The 16300-nt window shown below is 70.8% G+C and carries 21 protein-coding genes; 7 read left to right on the forward strand and 14 right to left on the reverse strand.

Annotated elements, in window-relative coordinates; translation table 11 throughout:
* Positions 1–25: 25 nt before the first annotated feature.
* Positions 26–334 (reverse strand): hypothetical protein, encoded by a 309-nt coding sequence (locus tag WCD84_RS01270; protein WP_343280156.1) that lies wholly within the window; start codon positions 332–334, stop codon positions 26–28.
* A 158-nt stretch (positions 335–492) separates the two neighbouring features.
* Here WCD84_RS01270 and WCD84_RS01275 point away from each other — a divergent pair, with 158 nt between their 5' ends.
* Entirely contained in the window at positions 493–1569 is a 1077-nt protein-coding gene (locus WCD84_RS01275; protein WP_343280157.1) for a catalase family peroxidase, read from the forward strand.
* Positions 1566–2180, forward strand: a complete 615-nt coding sequence (locus tag WCD84_RS01280; protein ID WP_343253644.1) for a cytochrome b — start codon at positions 1566–1568, stop codon at positions 2178–2180. Before WCD84_RS01275 ends, WCD84_RS01280 begins: the two co-directional genes overlap by 4 nt.
* A 7-nt stretch (positions 2181–2187) precedes the next feature.
* Here WCD84_RS01280 and WCD84_RS01285 read toward each other — a convergent pair whose 3' ends face one another.
* Together WCD84_RS01285 and WCD84_RS01290 are read right to left on the reverse strand one after the other, a co-directional pair.
* Positions 2188–2799, reverse strand: coding sequence for a beta-lactamase hydrolase domain-containing protein (locus tag WCD84_RS01285; RefSeq protein ID WP_343253645.1), 612 nt, complete (start codon positions 2797–2799; stop codon positions 2188–2190).
* Positions 2796–3107, reverse strand: coding sequence for an ArsR/SmtB family transcription factor (locus tag WCD84_RS01290; protein WP_343280158.1), 312 nt, complete (start codon positions 3105–3107; stop codon positions 2796–2798). Before WCD84_RS01290 ends, WCD84_RS01285 begins: the two co-directional genes overlap by 4 nt.
* A 125-nt stretch (positions 3108–3232) precedes the next feature.
* On the opposite strand from WCD84_RS01290, the gene WCD84_RS01295 reads away from it, so the two are divergent.
* The 3 genes from WCD84_RS01295 to WCD84_RS01305 are packed head-to-tail and all read left to right on the forward strand — an operon-like array spanning position 3233 to position 4973.
* Positions 3233–4105, forward strand: a complete 873-nt coding sequence (locus tag WCD84_RS01295) for an MBL fold metallo-hydrolase (protein WP_449280039.1) — start codon at positions 3233–3235, stop codon at positions 4103–4105.
* A complete protein-coding gene (locus WCD84_RS01300) occupies positions 4102–4527 on the forward strand; it encodes a YeeE/YedE family protein (RefSeq protein ID WP_343253647.1) in 426 nt (141 codons plus the stop codon). Before WCD84_RS01295 ends, WCD84_RS01300 begins: the two co-directional genes overlap by 4 nt.
* Complete coding sequence (locus tag WCD84_RS01305) at positions 4524–4973, forward strand: YeeE/YedE family protein (RefSeq protein ID WP_343280159.1); 450 nt, start codon at positions 4524–4526, stop codon at positions 4971–4973. The genes WCD84_RS01300 and WCD84_RS01305 overlap by 4 nt, the downstream gene beginning before the upstream one ends.
* A gap of 6 nt (positions 4974–4979) precedes the next feature.
* Here WCD84_RS01305 and WCD84_RS01310 read toward each other — a convergent pair whose 3' ends face one another.
* Positions 4980–5204 (reverse strand): hypothetical protein, encoded by a 225-nt coding sequence (locus WCD84_RS01310; protein WP_343280160.1) that lies wholly within the window; start codon positions 5202–5204, stop codon positions 4980–4982.
* A 115-nt stretch (positions 5205–5319) separates the two neighbouring features.
* On the opposite strand from WCD84_RS01310, the gene WCD84_RS01315 reads away from it, so the two are divergent.
* Together WCD84_RS01315 and WCD84_RS01320 are read left to right on the forward strand one after the other, a co-directional pair.
* Entirely contained in the window at positions 5320–5589 is a 270-nt protein-coding gene (locus WCD84_RS01315) for a hypothetical protein (RefSeq protein WP_343280161.1), read from the forward strand.
* A 159-nt stretch (positions 5590–5748) separates the two neighbouring features.
* Positions 5749–6393, forward strand: coding sequence for a hypothetical protein (locus tag WCD84_RS01320; RefSeq protein WP_343277873.1), 645 nt, complete (start codon positions 5749–5751; stop codon positions 6391–6393).
* A gap of 22 nt (positions 6394–6415) precedes the next feature.
* On the opposite strand, the gene WCD84_RS01325 is transcribed toward WCD84_RS01320, so the two are convergent.
* From WCD84_RS01325 to folP, 10 genes are all read right to left on the reverse strand, one after another.
* A complete protein-coding gene (locus WCD84_RS01325; RefSeq protein WP_343280162.1) occupies positions 6416–6940 on the reverse strand; it encodes a M48 family metallopeptidase in 525 nt (174 codons plus the stop codon).
* 52 nt (positions 6941–6992) lie between these two features.
* Positions 6993–8285 (reverse strand): adenylosuccinate synthase, encoded by a 1293-nt coding sequence (locus WCD84_RS01330; protein ID WP_343280163.1) that lies wholly within the window; start codon positions 8283–8285, stop codon positions 6993–6995.
* 122 nt (positions 8286–8407) lie between these two features.
* On the reverse strand, positions 8408–8596 hold the full coding sequence (locus WCD84_RS01335) for a DUF2065 domain-containing protein (RefSeq protein ID WP_343280164.1): 189 nt from the start codon (positions 8594–8596) through the stop codon (positions 8408–8410).
* 16 nt (positions 8597–8612) lie between these two features.
* The gene (hflC, locus tag WCD84_RS01340) at positions 8613–9476 is read right to left on the reverse strand and encodes a protease modulator HflC (RefSeq protein ID WP_343280165.1); all 864 of its coding nucleotides are present in this window, start codon (positions 9474–9476) and stop codon (positions 8613–8615) included.
* Positions 9473–10630: an FtsH protease activity modulator HflK gene (gene hflK / locus WCD84_RS01345; protein WP_343253655.1), complete on the reverse strand. Its 1158-nt coding sequence runs from the start codon at positions 10628–10630 to the stop codon at positions 9473–9475. Before hflK ends, hflC begins: the two co-directional genes overlap by 4 nt.
* 99 nt (positions 10631–10729) lie before the next feature.
* Entirely contained in the window at positions 10730–12049 is a 1320-nt protein-coding gene (gene hflX / locus WCD84_RS01350; protein ID WP_343253656.1) for a ribosome rescue GTPase HflX, read from the reverse strand.
* A gap of 60 nt (positions 12050–12109) precedes the next feature.
* Complete coding sequence (gene hfq, locus WCD84_RS01355) at positions 12110–12394, reverse strand: RNA chaperone Hfq (protein WP_343253657.1); 285 nt, start codon at positions 12392–12394, stop codon at positions 12110–12112.
* Positions 12395–12561: 167 nt separating this feature from the next.
* On the reverse strand, positions 12562–13509 hold the full coding sequence (gene miaA, locus WCD84_RS01360) for a tRNA (adenosine(37)-N6)-dimethylallyltransferase MiaA (protein ID WP_343253658.1): 948 nt from the start codon (positions 13507–13509) through the stop codon (positions 12562–12564).
* Between the two features lie 76 nt (positions 13510–13585).
* Positions 13586–15091: a sodium/proline symporter PutP gene (gene putP, locus WCD84_RS01365; protein ID WP_343280166.1), complete on the reverse strand. Its 1506-nt coding sequence runs from the start codon at positions 15089–15091 to the stop codon at positions 13586–13588.
* 145 nt (positions 15092–15236) lie between these two features.
* Positions 15237–16136: a dihydropteroate synthase gene (gene folP, locus WCD84_RS01370; RefSeq protein WP_343280167.1), complete on the reverse strand. Its 900-nt coding sequence runs from the start codon at positions 16134–16136 to the stop codon at positions 15237–15239.
* Positions 16137–16300: the final 164 nt, after the last annotated feature.

Here is a 16300-nt window from a genome sequence, read left to right on the forward strand (position 1 = left end):
CTAGGCCAGCGACGCCGGGCGCGGCCTAGAGCCGCTCGACGGGCGTGGCCCGAACGAGCACTTCGTCCTGGCGGAAGCGCCGCTCCAGCGACTCGCGATAGTGGCGCCACCAGGCGTGGTCGACATGGTCGGCCATGACTTCGAACAGGACGACGTCGTCGCGCTGTACTTCGCCGTCGTCGTCCTCCCACAGCCCGGTCGCGGGCGCGCGGCTGAAGGCGGTGACGCCGCCGAAGCGTTCGGTGAGCTCGGCGCGCACGGCGTCGAACAGCGCGCGCGCAAAGCGCTCGCCGCCGTCGTCATGCAGCGGCAGGAAAAGCTGGACCAGGTGCATGCGTACAAGGCTCGGCGCCATGCTGTCAGCGGACGGTGAACGCAGCCGTGCGCACCACCAGGGAAGGAGGTTCACCCAGGCGGGATGTCCGGCCGCGGATGGGTCATGATGCCGGCCTGCGGTCCTCTCCGGCTGCCAACCAATGGAAGGTCCCACCCGTGGAGTCCCGCCCCCCGGCCACCGCAACGTCCACGCCGCTGTCCCCGCGCACCCGCGCCCTGCGCACTGCACTCATCGTGGTGCTGGTCGCAGGCGGCGCCACCGGCGTCGCCGCGCTGCGCGGCGCGTTCGGCACCGGTGCCGACCACCGCGCCAGCTCGATCGTCGACACCATGCAGGGCGGCGGCAACGCGCTGCACGCGGGCTTCCGCCGCGCGCACGCCCGCGGTCTGTGCGTGTCGGGCCGCTTCATCGCGTCGGGCGACGCCGCGACGCTGTCGTCGGCGCCGCTGTTCGCCACCGGTGAATCCCCAGTGCTGGGACGGCTGTCCATCGGCGGCGGCAGCCCGGTCGCCCCCGAGGCCAGTGCCGGTGTGCGCAGCATGGCGCTGGCCATCACCCAGGCCGATGGCCAGCAGTGGCGGATGGCCATGAACACGCCTCCTGTGCTGGCCGTCGGCACGCCCGAGGCCTTCCACGACCAGCTGCGTGCGATGGCGCCCGACGCCGCCACCGGCAAGCCGGACTCGACGAGGATCGCGGCATTCTTCGACGCACATCCGGAAAGTGCCGCCTTCCGCGCCTGGCAGGCCGGCTACCAGGCCAGCGACAGCTGGGCGAACACGCGCTACCACAGCATCAACGCCTTTGTGCTGGTCGACGCCGATGGCCAGCGCCAGCCGGTGCGCTGGGCGGTGGTGCCGGAGGCGCCGTTCGCGGCCCTGGGCGAGGGGCCCCACACCGACGACGCGCTCAGCCGCGAGTTCCAGCAGCGCCTGGTGGCGGGTCCGCTTCGCTGGACGCTGCGCCTGCAGCTGGCCGAGCCGGGCGACCCCGTCGACAACGGTGCCCGGCCGTGGCCGGACGCCCGCCGCACCGTGGATGCCGGCACCATCGAACTCACCTCCGCCCACGCGCAACAGGGCGGCGACTGCAACGGCCTCAACTTCGACCCGCTGGTGCTGCCGGACGGCATCGAGCCGTCGGCCGATCCCGTCCTGCACGCGCGCCGCGCGGCCTATGCCGAAAGCCTGCGCCGTCGCGCACGCGAGACCCTGCTGGAGGGCGCGCCATGACCCGCTACCCGGTATCCGCCCGGTTGCTGCACTGGGCGATGGCCGCGCTGCTGCTGTCGCAGTTGAGCCTGGGCGCGTCGATGGTGGACCGCTGGCAACCCTGGACCACGCCGGCCATCCAGCTGCACAAGGCGTTCGGCGTACTCGCCCTTGTGCTGGTGCTGATGCGCCTGGCCAACCGCCTGCGCTTCCGTGCGCCGCCGCTGCCGCGCAGCATTCCCGCGCTGCAGCGTGGCGTGGCGCGGGCCAGCCACTGGGCGCTGTATGCGCTGATGCTGGCGCTGCCGCTGACCGGCTGGGCCATGCATGGCGCCGCGGGGCTGCCGGTGCGCGTGGGCGGATTCGTGCTGCCTGCGCTGATGGAAGCTGACCTGGCGCGCTATGGCCTGCTGCGGGAACTGCATGGATGGCTGGCCTACGGCCTGCTGGCGCTGGTGCTGGTGCATGCAGGCGCCGCCCTGCACCACGCCTGGGTGCGACGCGACGGCGTGTTCGAGCACATGGCGCTGGGCCGGCGCAGGGTGGCCGGCGAACCGGCCGGCCCGGCGAAGGCCGGATCCGTCGTCCAGCAGGATGCCGGCACCGCAACGGGCCCGGCCACCCGGGACTGAGCCGCGCTCAGCCTGCGTCGTCGCAGTCCGTGCCCCGTTCGGCCCGGCCCGCGTTAGCCACGCAGCGCTCGCGCGCGATGCGCTGGCGGACTTCGCCCTCCAGGCCAGTGAGCCCCCAGCGGCGGCCCTCCACCACGGCGGACTCCTCGTCCGCGCCCTGCAGCCAGGCCGCGCGCAGCGCCACCAGCGCACCCACGCGATTGCCGCTGCCGCAGTGCACCAGCGTGGGCGCGTCGGCGGCCTGCAGCAGGCGGTCGAAAGCCACCACCGCTTCACGGTCGAGATCCCCGGCGCCGGCGATCGGCAAGGGGTCGTAGCGCACTCCCGCCGCCCGCGCCGCCTCGGCCTCGTCGAATCCGGGCGTCTCGGATGCCGGTGCCAGGTTGATGACGTGGCGGATGCCGGCGGCGCGCAGCGCGGAAAGATCATCCGCCGTGATGCGGCCGCCGGAATGGACGCCGGCGACAGGGTTGGCGAAGCGTTCGAGCACGGGGGATGGCATGGTCAACTCCTGGTCGGCCTGGGCGCGCCGCACGTCGCCGGGCGTGGTGCAGGCGGTGAGTGCGGTGGAAAGTGCAGCCGCGAGCGTGATCGCCGGCAGGTTGCGTCGTGGGGTCATGGCAGGGTGCTCGTGTTGTGGGGTCGCGGCGCGGCACAGAAGGCGGCGTGCAGCGCCTCGAGCACGCTCACCGCCGGTCCGTCCGCCAGCGAATAGTGGATGCACTGCGCTTGGCGCCGGGTGTGCACCAGGGCCATGTCCCGCAGCACGGCGAGGTGCTGGGACAGGGCCGAGGCACCGAGTCCCGTCGCGGGCTGCAGCTCGCCCACGGTCCGCTCGCCCTCCACCAGCTGGCACAGCACCAGCAGGCGGGCGGGATGGGCCAGCGCTTTCAGGAGGGCCGCCGCCTCGCCGGCGTGGACGGCCATGTCGGAGGCCAGCGGCTCGGGGCTGGACGGTCTGGGGGCGCGGCTCGGCATCGACTCAGGACTCGCTTGACAGGACACGGGACGAATCATACTTTAGCATTTACTGAATAATATGGAAGCCCATCATGAATCCACAGGTAGAGAGCTTCTACGACCCGTCCACGTCCACCTTCTCCCACGTGGTCTACGACCGCGCCGGCGGCCACGCCGCCATCGTCGATCCAGTGATGGATTACGAGGCCGCCACCGCCCGCACGGCATTCGACTCCGCGCAACGGCTGCTCGACTTCGCGCGCGGGCACCACCTGCGCGTGGAGTGGATCCTCGAGACCCACGCGCATGCCGACCACCTCTCCGCCGCCGCCTGGCTGCGCGCGCAAACGGGCGCCCGGCTGGCCATCGGGCGCGGCATCACCGGCATCCAGGCGCGCTTCAAGACGGTGTTCGGCCTGGAAGACGGGTTCGCGGTCGACGGTCGCCAGTTCGACCGCTTGTTCGCCGACGGCGACAGCTTTGCCATCGGCGAACTCGGCGGCCGCGTGATCGCCACCCCCGGCCACACGGCCGACAGCGTGACCTACGTCATCGGCGATGCGGCCTTCGTCGGCGACACCGTCTTCGCGCCCGACACCGGCACGGCACGCGCCGACTTCCCCGGCGGCGATGCGGCCACGCTGTACAGCTCGATCCGCCGCCTGTTCGAGCTGCCGGATGACACCCGCGTGTTCCTCTGCCACGACTATCCGCCGGATGGCCGCGACGCGTGCGCGGAAACATCGATCGGCGCGCAGCGCGAGCGCAACGTGCACCTGGCCGGCGACGTCGGCGAGGCGGCGTTCGTGCGCCTGCGCAACGAGCGCGACGCGGGACTGGCGGCGCCCAAGCTCATCCTGCCGTCGCTGCAGGTCAACATCCGCGGCGGCGACCTGCCGCCGCCGGAGAGCGACGGCGTGCGCTACCTGCGGCTGCCGCTCAACCGCGTTGGCATCGGCGCATGAGTACGACCTGGCTGATGGCGCTCGCCGGCGGCGTGCTGATCGGACTCGCGGCCACGTTGCTGCTGTGGCTCAACGGACGCATCGCCGGCGTCAGCGGCATCCTCGCCGGGGTCGTGTATCCGCGCCGCGGCGAACTGGCCTGGCGGCTGGCGTTCCTTGCAGGGCTGGTGTTGTCCGGCGGCGCGTCGATCGCGCTGCTGCCGGGCATCGCGACCCCGCGCGAGGGCTTCCCGCCGCTGCTGCTGGTGGCGGCCGGCCTGCTGGTGGGCTTCGGCTCCAGCCTCGGCAACGGCTGCACCAGCGGGCACGGCGTGTGCGGGCTGGGCCGGCTGTCGCTGCGCTCGATTGTGGCGGTGCCGACCTTCATGGCCACGGCGGTGGCGACCACGTGGATCGTGCGCCACGCGGGAGGCTGGGCGTGAAGCGTTTCATCGCGGCGGCGTTCGCCTCCGGCGCGCTGTTCGGGGTCGGCCTCGCGCTGTCGGGCATGACCGATGCGCGACGCATCCTCGGCTTCCTCGATGTCGCCGGCGACTTCGATCCCACGCTCGCCTTCGTCCTCGGTGGCGCGGTGGCCACCACCCTGCTGCTGTTCCGCCCGGTGCTGCGGCGCGGTCGTCCGCTGTTCGCCGACGACTTCCCCCTGTCGCAGCTGCGGCAGGTGGATTCGCGGCTGCTGGCAGGGGCTGCGCTGTTCGGGATCGGCTGGGGCCTGGCAGGTTACTGTCCGGGTCCGGCGCTGGCGGCGCTGGGCGTGGGTTCGAGCGAAGCGGCCTGGTTCGTGCCCGCGATGGTCGCCGGGATCGTGCTGCAGCGGCTCGAAGAAAAGGCGCAGTGGCGTGCCGCCTCACACCCTCCGCCAGCGTGAAGCGGCCTATCTCGCGAGATAGGCCTGCTGCTTGTCCTGCACATGCCTACTGCCGGTTTCATCCATTGCTTGCAGCAGATAGACATCGTCGCCGCCCAGGTCGAGCGCCTGTTTGCCACGATTTCGAAGCGTGTGATGGCTCAGGACGACCTTGGATAGCACACCCGATAGACGCAGCAGATGCCTGCCACGACGGCCATAGCGAACATGGACTGAGCAGGGAGGTTTCAAGCGCCCCCACTCCTCTTCACAGGGAATGCACGTACTCCAACGTCAGCTGAAGGCTGTACATGGCGCTCGCCCAAAGGTCGCTATATTCGGACACCCCAGACGAAGGAGAACTACCATGTCCCCGACCCGGCAACATCTGATGGTGGCGCGTACGCTCGGCGTCGCGATCGTCGCCGCCGTGGGCCTTTCCGCCTGTGCCACCTACGACGACGAGTTTGCAGGCATCAACTCGCGCCTCGACCGCCTCGACACGCAGGTGCAGGGCGCTGCCCAGAGCGCCGAATCCGCCAACCAGGGCGCGCAGCGGGCCAATCAGCGGCTGGACCAGATCGAAGGCCGCGTGCAGCAGTTGGAGTCGTCGCCGCGCCGCGTGCCGCGCGGCTGAGTGCGCGCCGGGCCGGGCCGCGTGAGGCGGCCTGACCCCGGACCGGTGGCCGGTGCAGGCCACCGGTTTTCCCGCCTCCGCCTGTCTCCCTGTCTCCGCTCCAGGACCGATCCCATCCGTCACATCACACACCATCCGATCCGGACCGCCCAGGTCGCCTTGGCGCTGGCGCTGGCTCTTTCAAGCTTCACCGGCGTGGCCGGCGCCCAGGAGGATGCCGCGGCGCAGGCGGTCTCCACCTTCGACCAGCTTCCGCGAGACCAGGAAGTCTCCGACACGGTGATCGAGCTCGCGGGCTGGGTGGTTGCGTCCAAGGACAGCCAGGGCTATCCGTTCGCGATCATCGACAAGGCCGCCGCGCAGATCCTGGTGTTCGGCGGCGACGGCCGGCTTCGCGGCGCGGCGCCCGGGCTGTTCGGGTCGGCGGTGGGCGATCACACGGCCCCCGGCGTCGCAGGCCTCGCGCTTCGCGAGATCCCGGGCCGGGATCGCACCACGCCTGCCGGCCGCTTCGTCGGCGGGTACGGTCCGTCGATCGACGCCGGGCGCGTGCTGTGGGTGGATTACGAATCCGCGGTCTCCATCCACCCGACCGCAACCGGCGTCCCGGCGGAGAAGCGCGCCGAGCGCCTTGCATCACCCACGCCGGACGACAACCGCGTCACGCATGGCTGCATCAACGTCGCGCCCGGGTTTTACGAGCAGATCATCCGTCCGACGTTCGAGCGGGGCGGGGTGTTCTACGTCATGCCGGATGAGGCGACGGTGGCGGAGACCTTCCCGGAGTTCGCGCAGGGTCGCTAGCGCTCGCGCCAGGCCCACGCCGTCAACCCGCTGACGGGGATCCGTTGGCGGCCCGACCCACCAGATCCAGCTGCGTCAGGTACAGCCGCGTATCGAACTCCAGCTGGTGGTAGTCCGGCTCCATATGCATGCACAGCCGGTAGAACGCCTTGTCGTGCTCGGCCTCCTTCATGTGCGCCAACTCATGCACGGCGATCATCTTCAGGAACTCCGCGGGCGCATCGCGAAACACGCTGGCAATGCGGATCTCGCGGCTCGCCTTGAGCTTCCCACCCTGCACGCGCGAGATCGTGGTGTGCGTCCCCAGCGCATGCTTCACCACCTGCAGCTTGCCGTCGTAGATCACCTTGCCCAGCGGCGCGGACTTGCGCAGGTGGCGATCTTTCAGGTCCTGGACGTAGCCGTACAGCTGGCTGTCGTTTCGCACCGCGTGGCGGTCGCTGTACTTCGCGGCCAGCAGCGTGCCCAGCCGGTCCTGTTCGATCAGCGCGCGCACCTTCGCCTGCACCTCCAGCGGATAACCGCCGAGGTACTTCAGCGCGTCCATCAGAAAAAACCCCGCCGTAGCGGGGTTCCTTCATAGGCAGAAAGCCGCTCGCTCAAGCAAACGGATCCTGCAGCACCATCGTGTGCTTCCGGTCCGGTCCGGTGCTCACGATCGACAGCGGGCAGCCGGCCAGCTCTTCCAGCGCACGCAGGTAGGCGCGCGCCGCCGGCGGCAGCTTGTCCCACTCGGTGATGCCGTGGGTGTCTTCGCTCCAGCCCGGGAACTCCAGGTACACCGGCTCGCACTCGGCCCAGCCCTGGGCGTCCAGCGGGGCGTACTCGGTTTCCTTGCCGCGGTAGCGGTAGGCGATGCACATCTTCAGCTTGTCCATGCCGTCCAGCACGTCGAGCTTGGTGATGCACAGGCCGCTGATGCCGTTGATCGCCACCGCGCGCTTCAGCGCGACGATGTCGATCCAGCCGCAGCGGCGCGGGCGGCCGGTGGTGGCGCCGTATTCCTGGCCACGGTCGCGCAGGCGCTGGCCGTCCTCATCGTCAAGCTCGGTCGGGAACGGGCCGCCGCCGACGCGGGTGGCGTAGGCCTTGCAGATGCCCAGCACGTAGTCGATCGCGTCCGCACCCACGCCGGTGCCGGCGAGCGCGCCGCCAACGGTGGTGTTGGAGCTGGTGACGTAGGGATAGGTGCCGTGGTCGATGTCGAGCAGCGAGCCCTGCGCGCCTTCGTAAAGCACCTTCTTCCCTTGCTTGCGCAGGTCGTGGAGGATGCCGGCGACGTCGGACTTCATCGGCTCGACGTACTCGCCGAAGGCCAGCGCTTCGTCATAGGTCTGCTGGAAATCCACCGCGTCCACGCCCAGGTACCGGGTGAGCACGAAGTTGTGGTAATCCAGCGCCGTGCGCAGCAGTTCCTCCAGCTGCTCCGGGTAATGCAGGTCGGCCACGCGGATGCCGCGGCGGGCGACCTTGTCCTCGTAGGCCGGGCCGATGCCGCGGCCGGTGGTGCCGATGGCCTTGCCGCCGGCGGCCTTCTCGCGCGCCTGGTCGAGGGCGATGTGGTACGGCATGATCAGCGGCGTCGCCGGGCTGATCTTCAGCCGCGAGCGCACTTCGACGCCGGCTTCTTCAAGCTCGCCGATTTCCTTCATCAGCGCCGCCGGCGACAGCACCACGCCGTTGCCGATCAGGCACAGCGCGTCGTCGCGCAGCACGCCCGACGGGATCAGGTGCAGCACGGTCTTCTTGCCGCCGATCACCAGCGTGTGGCCGGCATTGTGGCCGCCCTGGAAGCGCACCACCGCGCCGATGTCCTGCGTCAGCAGGTCGACGATCTTGCCCTTGCCCTCGTCGCCCCACTGGGCGCCAAGCACCACCACCGACTGACCCATGACACTGCTCCTTGAACGGGAAAAAGCCGGAGGTCCGCGCTGTGCAGCGGGCCCTTCCGGCTTTTCTGGATTATCCCGGCTTTCTACGCCGGGGGCCAGCCCGGCGTGCTGCCTTGGCGCGTTCAGCCCTGGCGCAGCCACCACAGGGCCAGCAGGCCGGCGGCCAGCACGAAGCCGCCGATCCGTCGCAGCTGGCGGTCCGGGGTGGCCAGCATCTGCGCCATGGCCCGTTTCCACGCCCCCGGGGCTGCGAACAGCAGCAGCCCCTCCAACACGGCCACCAGGCACAGGGCGGCCCACAGGTCACTCACGCCCGGCGCCCACGCTTCAGCGGTCGCTGCGCATGTACTGCAGGAACGGGTCGTCGCGCTCCAGCACCATCACCGCTTCGCCAGAGGAGAAGGCACGCCGGTAGGCGTCCAGGCTACGCTGGAAGGCGAAGAACGCGGGGTCGCGGTTGGCGGCCTGCGCGTAGATGCCCGCGGCCTGGGCATCGCCCTCGCCTCGCAGCACCTGCGCGTCGCGCTCGGCCTCGGCCAGCAGCACGGTCTGCTCGCGGTCGGCCTCGGCGCGGACGATGCGCGCCTGCTCCTCGCCCTCGGCGCGCAGGGCGCTGGCCACCTGGCGGCGTTCGGCGCGCATGCGGTCGTAGACCTGGCCGATCACTTCGCTGTCGGTGGGCAGGTCGATCTGCTTGAAGCGGATGTCGACCACCTGCATGCCGAGGGTACGGGCACCTTCGTTGATGCCCGGCAGCTGGCGGTCGATCAGCTCGGAGCGATCGCCCGACACCAGCTGGGTCAGGGTCTGCGAGTTGATCTCGTTGCGCAGCGAGTCCTTGATGATCGGCGCCAGGCGGTCGGTCACCAGCTCTTCGTTGCCGCCGGTGGCGCGGTAGAAGTCCGCGACGTCGACGATGAAGCCGATGGCGACGAAGTCGACGCTGACGTCCTTGCGCTCGGAAGTCAGCGAGCGCTCGGGCGGGAACTCGTTGGCGGTGAAGCGGCGGTCGAACACGCGCGCGCTTTCCACCATCGGGATCTTGAAGTGCAGGCCGGGCCCGAGATCGGTGCGCGCGACGCGGCCGAGGTTCAGCACCAGGCCGACCTGGCCTTCGCGGACGATGAACATCGAGCCGAGCAGGCCGAGGATCACGACCAGGACGATGGGGACGAGGAATTGCGGCTTCATCGGGTGGCTCCCTCGCGCGGCGGGCGCGGCAGGTTGGCAGGCGCCGCTGCGGGCCTCGGATCAAGTTCGGGCGCGGCGTTGACGGTCGGCGAGACCATGTCGGGGGTCAGCAGCGGCTGCTGCGGCGCGCCGCCCTGCCCGCCCATCGGCACGTAGATCAGCTGTTGGCCGTCGCCACCGACGACCTTGCGGTTGTCGGCCAGCACGTCTTCGACCGTCTCCAGCCACAGGCGCTTGCGGGTGACTTCCGGCGCCTTGGCGTACTCGTTGACCAGCAGCGTGAAGCGCTGGGCGTCACCGGTGGCGCGGGCGACCTCGGCGGTCTTGTAACCCTCGGCCGTGGTGCGCACGCGCTGCGCCTGGCCTCGTGCCTCGGGCACGATGCGCGCGGCGTAGGCACGGGCCTCGTTCACCAGGCGCTCGTTCATCTGCTGGGCGCTGTTGACCTCGTCGAAGGCCGGCTTGACGGCCTCCGGCGGGCGCGCGTCCTGCAGGCTGAGCTCGGTCACGATCAGGCCGGTGCGGTAGGTGTCCAGGGACGCCTGCAGGGACGTCGCCGCGGCGGCCGACAGCGGGCCACGCGCGTTGAGCGCGGAGTCCAGGTTGGCGCGGCCGATCTGCTCGCGCACCGCGCTCTGCGAGACCTGCTCGAGCACGTTGTCGGCATCGCGCGAGCCGAACAGGTACATCTGCGGGTCGCTGATGCGGTACTGCACGTTGAACGACACGGTGACGATGTTCTCGTCGCGGGTCAGCACCGGCAGGCTGTTGCTGAAGGTGCGCACGCCGGTGGTGTTGAGCTTGGTGACGCTTTCGATCGGCCACGGCAGCTTGAAGTTGGGGCCGGGCTGCATGACGCGGGCGAACTTGCCGAAGCGCAGCACCACGCCGCGGTCCTGCTCGCCCACCAGCACGAAGCAGTTGAACGCCAGCCACAGCGCCAGCGCGATGCCGATCCAGCGCAGCGGATTGCCGCCGCCCGCGCCGCCGCCGAACATGCCGCGAAGCTGGTCGAGGATGCCGTCGAAGGGACCACGGCCGCGGCCACCGCCGCTGCTGCGGCGCGGCGGCCAGGGATTCTGGCGGCGACCGTTGTCGTCGTTGCGGCCCGAACCGCGGTCGTCGTTGTTTTTGCCGGGGATGTTCCAGGCCATGCTGGCTCCAGTCTGGGGATCCCGCCACCGGGACCGGCAGCGAAGGGACATTCTACAAGGTGCGCGCGCGGCAGGCCCGCCGCGCGCGTGTTCCGGTCATCAGGCCACGGGCAGCAGCGGCCGCAGGGGTTCGCCGTCGGCCTGCGCCGCCAGGCGGCGGGCGTCGCTCAGCGGCAGGTCGATGTCGAGGGTCCAGCCGTGCTCGTCATGCGCCTCGGCACGGATGGCGTCGATCTCGTGCAGGTGCGCGCGCAGGCGGCCGGCACCCGGCGGCAGGCGCACTTCGCCGTGCAGCCGGCGCAGCCCCAGGCGGCGGCCCAGCGCCGCGCGCAGCAGGTCCATGCCCTCGTGGTCGCGGGCGGAAATCCATACCCGCTCGCGGACCGCGGCCTCATCGATGTGGTCGCCGGCGTGTGGCTGGTCGTGGCGCGCGGGCACGCCAAGCCGGTCGATCTTGTTGTAGACCAGCAGCTGCGGGATGTCGCCGGCGCCGATCTCGGCCAGGACGTCGTCCACCTGGGCCACGCGCTCTTCGCGCAGCGGATCGGACGCGTCGATCAGATGCACCAGCAGGTCGGCCTCGCGGGCCTCGCTCAGGGTCGAACGGAAGGCCGCCACCAGCTCATGCGGCAGGTCGCGGACGAAGCCCACGGTGTCGGCCAGCACCACGTGCCCGCCCGGCAGGGTGATCTTGCGCACCGTCGGGTCCAGGGTCGCGAACAGCTGGTCGGCGGCGTAGGCGTCGGCGCCGGTGAGGGCGTTGAACAGCGTCGACTTGCCGGCGTTGGTGTAGCCGACCAGGGCGACGCGCGGCAGTTCGCTGCGCACGCGCGACCTGCGCATCTGGGTGCGCTGCACCTCGACCTTGGCCAGGCGGGCCTGCAGCTGCTCGACGCGCTTCTGCAGCAGCCGGCGGTCGGTCTCGAGCTGGGTTTCGCCGGGGCCGCGCAGGCCGATGGCACCGCCGCGCTGGCTGTCCAGGTGGCTCCAGCCGCGCACCAGGCGCGTGGCCATGTGCCGCAGCTGGGCGAGCTCGACCTGCAGCTTGCCTTCGTGGCTGCGCGCGCGCTGGGCGAAGATGTCGAGGATCAAGCCGGTGCGGTCGACGACGCGCCGCTCGAGGAATTTCTCCAGGTTGCGCTCCTGGCCCGGGCTCAGCGGGTGGTTCACCAGCACCAGGTCGGCGCCGGTGGCCTCGGCCGCGGCCTTGATCTCGTCGAGCTTGCCGCTGCCAAGCAGCGTGGCGGGATTCGGGCGGGCCATGCGCGCCGGCATGACGTGCACGACGGTGGCGCCGGCCGAGCGCGCCAGCTCGGCGAACTCCTCCAGCGCACCTTCGTCGGGCGGTCCCCCGGAGTGCGGCTGCACCAGGAGGGCGTTCTCGCCCCCGCGGGAGCGCTCGAAGAGCTCAGTGGGCATTCGGTCGTCGGCTGTATGTCATGGCCCCTGACATGGGGCCGGATGGCGACGACGCAAGGATCATTCGGCCTCGTCGGCCCCATGGTCCGGGGCGTCGGCGTCATCTGCCGCCTGCACCACGCCGCCGCCCGGACCCACGCGTACGTTGCGCGCCGGAACCACGGTGGAGATCGCGTGCTTGTAGACCATCTGGCTGACGGTATTGCGCAGCAGCACCACGAATTGATCGAACGATTCGATCGTCCCCTGCAATTTGATGCCGTTGACCAGATACACGGAGACCGGCACCCGCTCACGGCGCAGGGCGTTCAGGAAAGGATCCTGCAAGGACTGTCCCTTGGACATTCGGTGTTCCCCAGCTGTTTTATTGTTGTTATGGAATGGCGCAGATGCCGCGTCGCCCAACCGCTCCCCGGCGGCGACGCGCCGATCTTATACGACCCGGGGCCCCTTGGCCGGCGCCTGCAGGCGGTGGCGTGACGACGGGCGCGCAAAAGGCGCAGGAAACGCATTCATCCGAGGAATTCGCCGAGCCCGCGCGCGAGGCGGTCGCCGTCGGTCGCGGGATCGAACCAGCGCGCGTCAAGCTCGCCGCGCAGCCAGGTCATCTGCCGCTTGGCCAGCTGACGGGTGGCGGCGATCGCCCGCTCCCGGAACGCTTCGCCATCGGTCGCGCCGTCCAGGTGCTCCCACGCCTGCCGGTAGCCCACCGCGCGCAGCGCCGGCAGGTCCAGCGGCGCCGGATGGTCGCGCAGCTGCGGCAGCGCGCGCAGGGCGTCGACCTCGGCCAGGAAGCCGGCCCGGAGCATGGCATCGAAGCGTCCCGCGATGCGCCCGTGCAGCACCGCGCGGTCGCGCGGTGCCAGCACCAGCTTGAGCACCCGGTACGGCAGCCGCGGCGGCGCGGGATCGGCGCTCCATTCGCTGATCCCGCGGCCCGTCAGGCGATGGACCTCCAGCGCACGCTGGATCCGCTGCGCGTCGGTGGCGTGGATGCGCCGCGCGGCCGCCGGATCAACCTGCGCAAGCTCGGCGTGCAGCGCCGCCCAGCCGCGCGCGCGCGCCTCGCCGGCCAGCTGCGAACGCAGCGCGGCATCGGCCGAAGGCATCGCCGACAGGCCCTGCAGCAGGGCGCGGAAGTACAGCCCGGTGCCGCCGGCCAGGATCGGCAGCCGGCCGCGCACGGTGATGGCGTCGATCGCGGCGCGGGCATCGGCGGCGAACGCGGCCGCCGAGTACGGCTGCCACGGGTCGCGGATGTCGAGCAGATGGTGCGCAACGCCTGCCCGCTCCTGCAGCGTGGGCTTGGCCGCGCCGATGTCCAGGCCGCGGTAGACCAGCGCCGAGTCGACGCTGACGATCTCCCCGCCCAGGCGCTGCGAGCAGTCGATCGCGAACGCGGTCTTGCCCGACGCGGTCGGGCCCATCAGGGCAATGACGGGCGGGCGGGTGTCGATCATGCGCGGATTATCCCGCACGGCTCGGCACGGCACGGCGTGGCGCGGCGCGGGACCGGCCCGCGCCGGCCTTCCGGCTTCAGTACCCGGTTTCGCGCAGCGAGGCCTGGACCTCTTCATGGGTGCTGCGGATGTCCTGCGCCGGCTCGCGCCCGAGCAGGCTGACCGCGATGATCGCAACGGTTGCCACAAGGAAGCCGGGCACGATCTCGTACAGCTGGAAGTCCATGCGCTCGACCGCGATCTGCTTCCAGGCGATCACCACGATCGCGCCGCTCACCATTCCGGCCAGCGCGCCATCGCGCGTCATCCGGCCCCAGAACAGCGACAGCACCAGCACCGGTCCGAACGCGGCGCCGAAGCCCGCCCATGCATAGGACACCAGGCCCAGCACGCGGCTTTCCGGATCGCGCGCCAGCCACAGCGCGACCAGCGCGACCAGCAGCACGCTGGCGCGCCCGACCCACACCAGCTCGCGCTGGCTGGCCTGCTTGCGCAGGAAACCGCGGTAGAAATCCTCCGACAGCACGCTGGAGCACACCAGCAGCTGGCTCGACAGCGTGCTCATGACCGCGGCCAGGATCGCAGACAGGATGGTGCCGGCGATCCAGGGATTGAACAGCAGCTCCACGGCGGCGATGAACACGCGCTCGGGATTGGCGTCCACGGGGCCGGCCGCCTCGGGATTGAGCGAGAAGAAGGCGATGCCGAAGAAGCCGACCATCAGCGAGCCGATCATGCACAGGATCATCCAGACCATGCCGATCTTCCGCGCCTTCGGGATCGACTGCACGCTTTCGGCGGCCATGAAGCGCGCCAGGATGTGCGGCTGGCCGAAATAGCCCAGGCCCCAGGCGATCGCCGATACGATCGCCAGGATTCCTCCCGCGCCGACCCACTCCAGGCGCGCGGGATCGACCTCGCGGATCAGCTCCATGCTGCCATCCAGGCCGCCAGTGGCCACCAGCACCAGCACCGGCGTGAGCACCAGCGCGAACAGCATCAGCCAGCCCTGGGCGACGTCGGTCCAGCTCACCGCGAGGAAGCCACCGACCAGGGTGTAGAGGATGGTCACCGCCGCGCCCCACCAGATCGCCTGCGCGTAGGGCAGCCCGAACACGCTCTCGAACAGCCGCGCGCCTGCGACCACGCCCGAGGCGCAGTACACCGCGAAGAACACCAGGATGATCAGCGCCGCCAGCACCCGCAGCGAGCGGTTGCGGTCGTGGAAGCGGTTGGTGAGGTAGTCGGGCAGGGTCAGCGCGTTGCCCGTGCGCTCGGTGTACACGCGCAGCGGCCCGGCGACGAAGCGCCAGTTGAGCCAGGCGCCCAAGGTCAGGCCGACCGCGATCCAGGCTTCGGCCAGGCCGCTGGCATACAGCGCGCCGGGCAGCCCCATCATCAGCCAGCCGCTCATGTCCGAGGCACCGGCCGACAGCGCGGTCACGATCGGGCCGAGCTTGCGGCCGCCCAGGATGTAGTCGTCGAAGTTCTTGGTCCGGCGCCAGGCGTAGAAGCCGATCAGCACCATGCCGGCGAGATAGACAAGAAAGGTGACGATGAGCGGCGTGCTGGTCTGGAGCATGGGCGCAGGAATCCCCGGTCAGTGCCACCGCCCCACCGGCGCCAGCGGGGCACAGCCTAACGCAGGCATTCCGCGATAAACACCGCAGTGGCGGCCACCATGGCCTGGCCGGATCGCGTGGCGTCCGCGACCAGGAGACCCGGGCTCAGGCGTCGTCGGGCCAGGAAATCGCGGGCGCCGGCGTCGCGGCGCGCGGCGCCGGCACCGCAGCTACCGCCGCCCACACCTTCAGCGCATCGACGGTGGCGGCGACGTCGTGCACGCGCAGCAGCATCGCACCGCGCTGGGCGGCGATGAGGTGCGCGGCCACCGAGCCGTGCACGCGCTGGCGCGGCTCGTCGCGCCCGGTGAGCTCGCCGATGCTGCGCTTGCGCGACAGACCGGCGAGCATCGGCACGCCCAGTTCGACGAAGCGTTCGAAGCGCGCCAGCAGGGCGATGTTGTGCGCGGTGGTCTTGCCGAAGCCGAAGCCGGGGTCGGCCACGATGCGCTTGCGCGGGACGCCGGCCATCTCGGCGGCAAAGATGCGCTCGGCGAGGAAACGATGCACCTCGGCGACCACGTCGTCGTACTCCGGCGCCTCCTGCATCGAACGCGGCTCGCCGAGCATGTGCATCAGCACCACCGGCACGCCAAGCGCGGCCGCGGCATCGAGCGCGCCCTCGGCGCGCAGCGCGCGGATGTCGTTGATCATCCCGGCGCCGGCTTCGACCGCGGCCCGCATCACCTCCGGGCGCCAGGTGTCGATGCTGACCGGCAGCGGGGTCTCGCGTGACAGGCGCTCGATCACCGGCACCACGCGGCGGATTTCCTCCTCCGCACCGATGCTTTCGGATCCGGGACGGGTGGATTCGCCGCCGACGTCGAGGATGTCGGCGCCCTCGGCCGCCAGCTGCAGGCCGTGCGCGACCGCGGCTTCGAGGTCGAAATGGTCGCCGCCGTCGGAGAACGAATCCGGGGTGACGTTGACGATGCCCATCACCCGCGGGCGGTCAAGGCGCAGCGGGCGGCCGGCGCAGTCGAGGGTGGGGACGGTGTCGAACATGCACGGACTCCCTGGCGATGGTGCTTGATTATCGCCTGCAGTCGGGATTCCGGCATGGTGCGTCATTGATACAGCGCGGGTGCCGGGTACCCAAGTCCTGCCTTGGCACCCGGTGCGCAGCAACGCCGAGCCCCGTCGTGGCCGGGAGGCCTTCGCGGGGAAGT

It is taken from the genome of Luteimonas changyuni (assembly GCF_039548395.1).
Classification (GTDB): Bacteria; Pseudomonadota; Gammaproteobacteria; order Xanthomonadales; family Xanthomonadaceae; genus Luteimonas.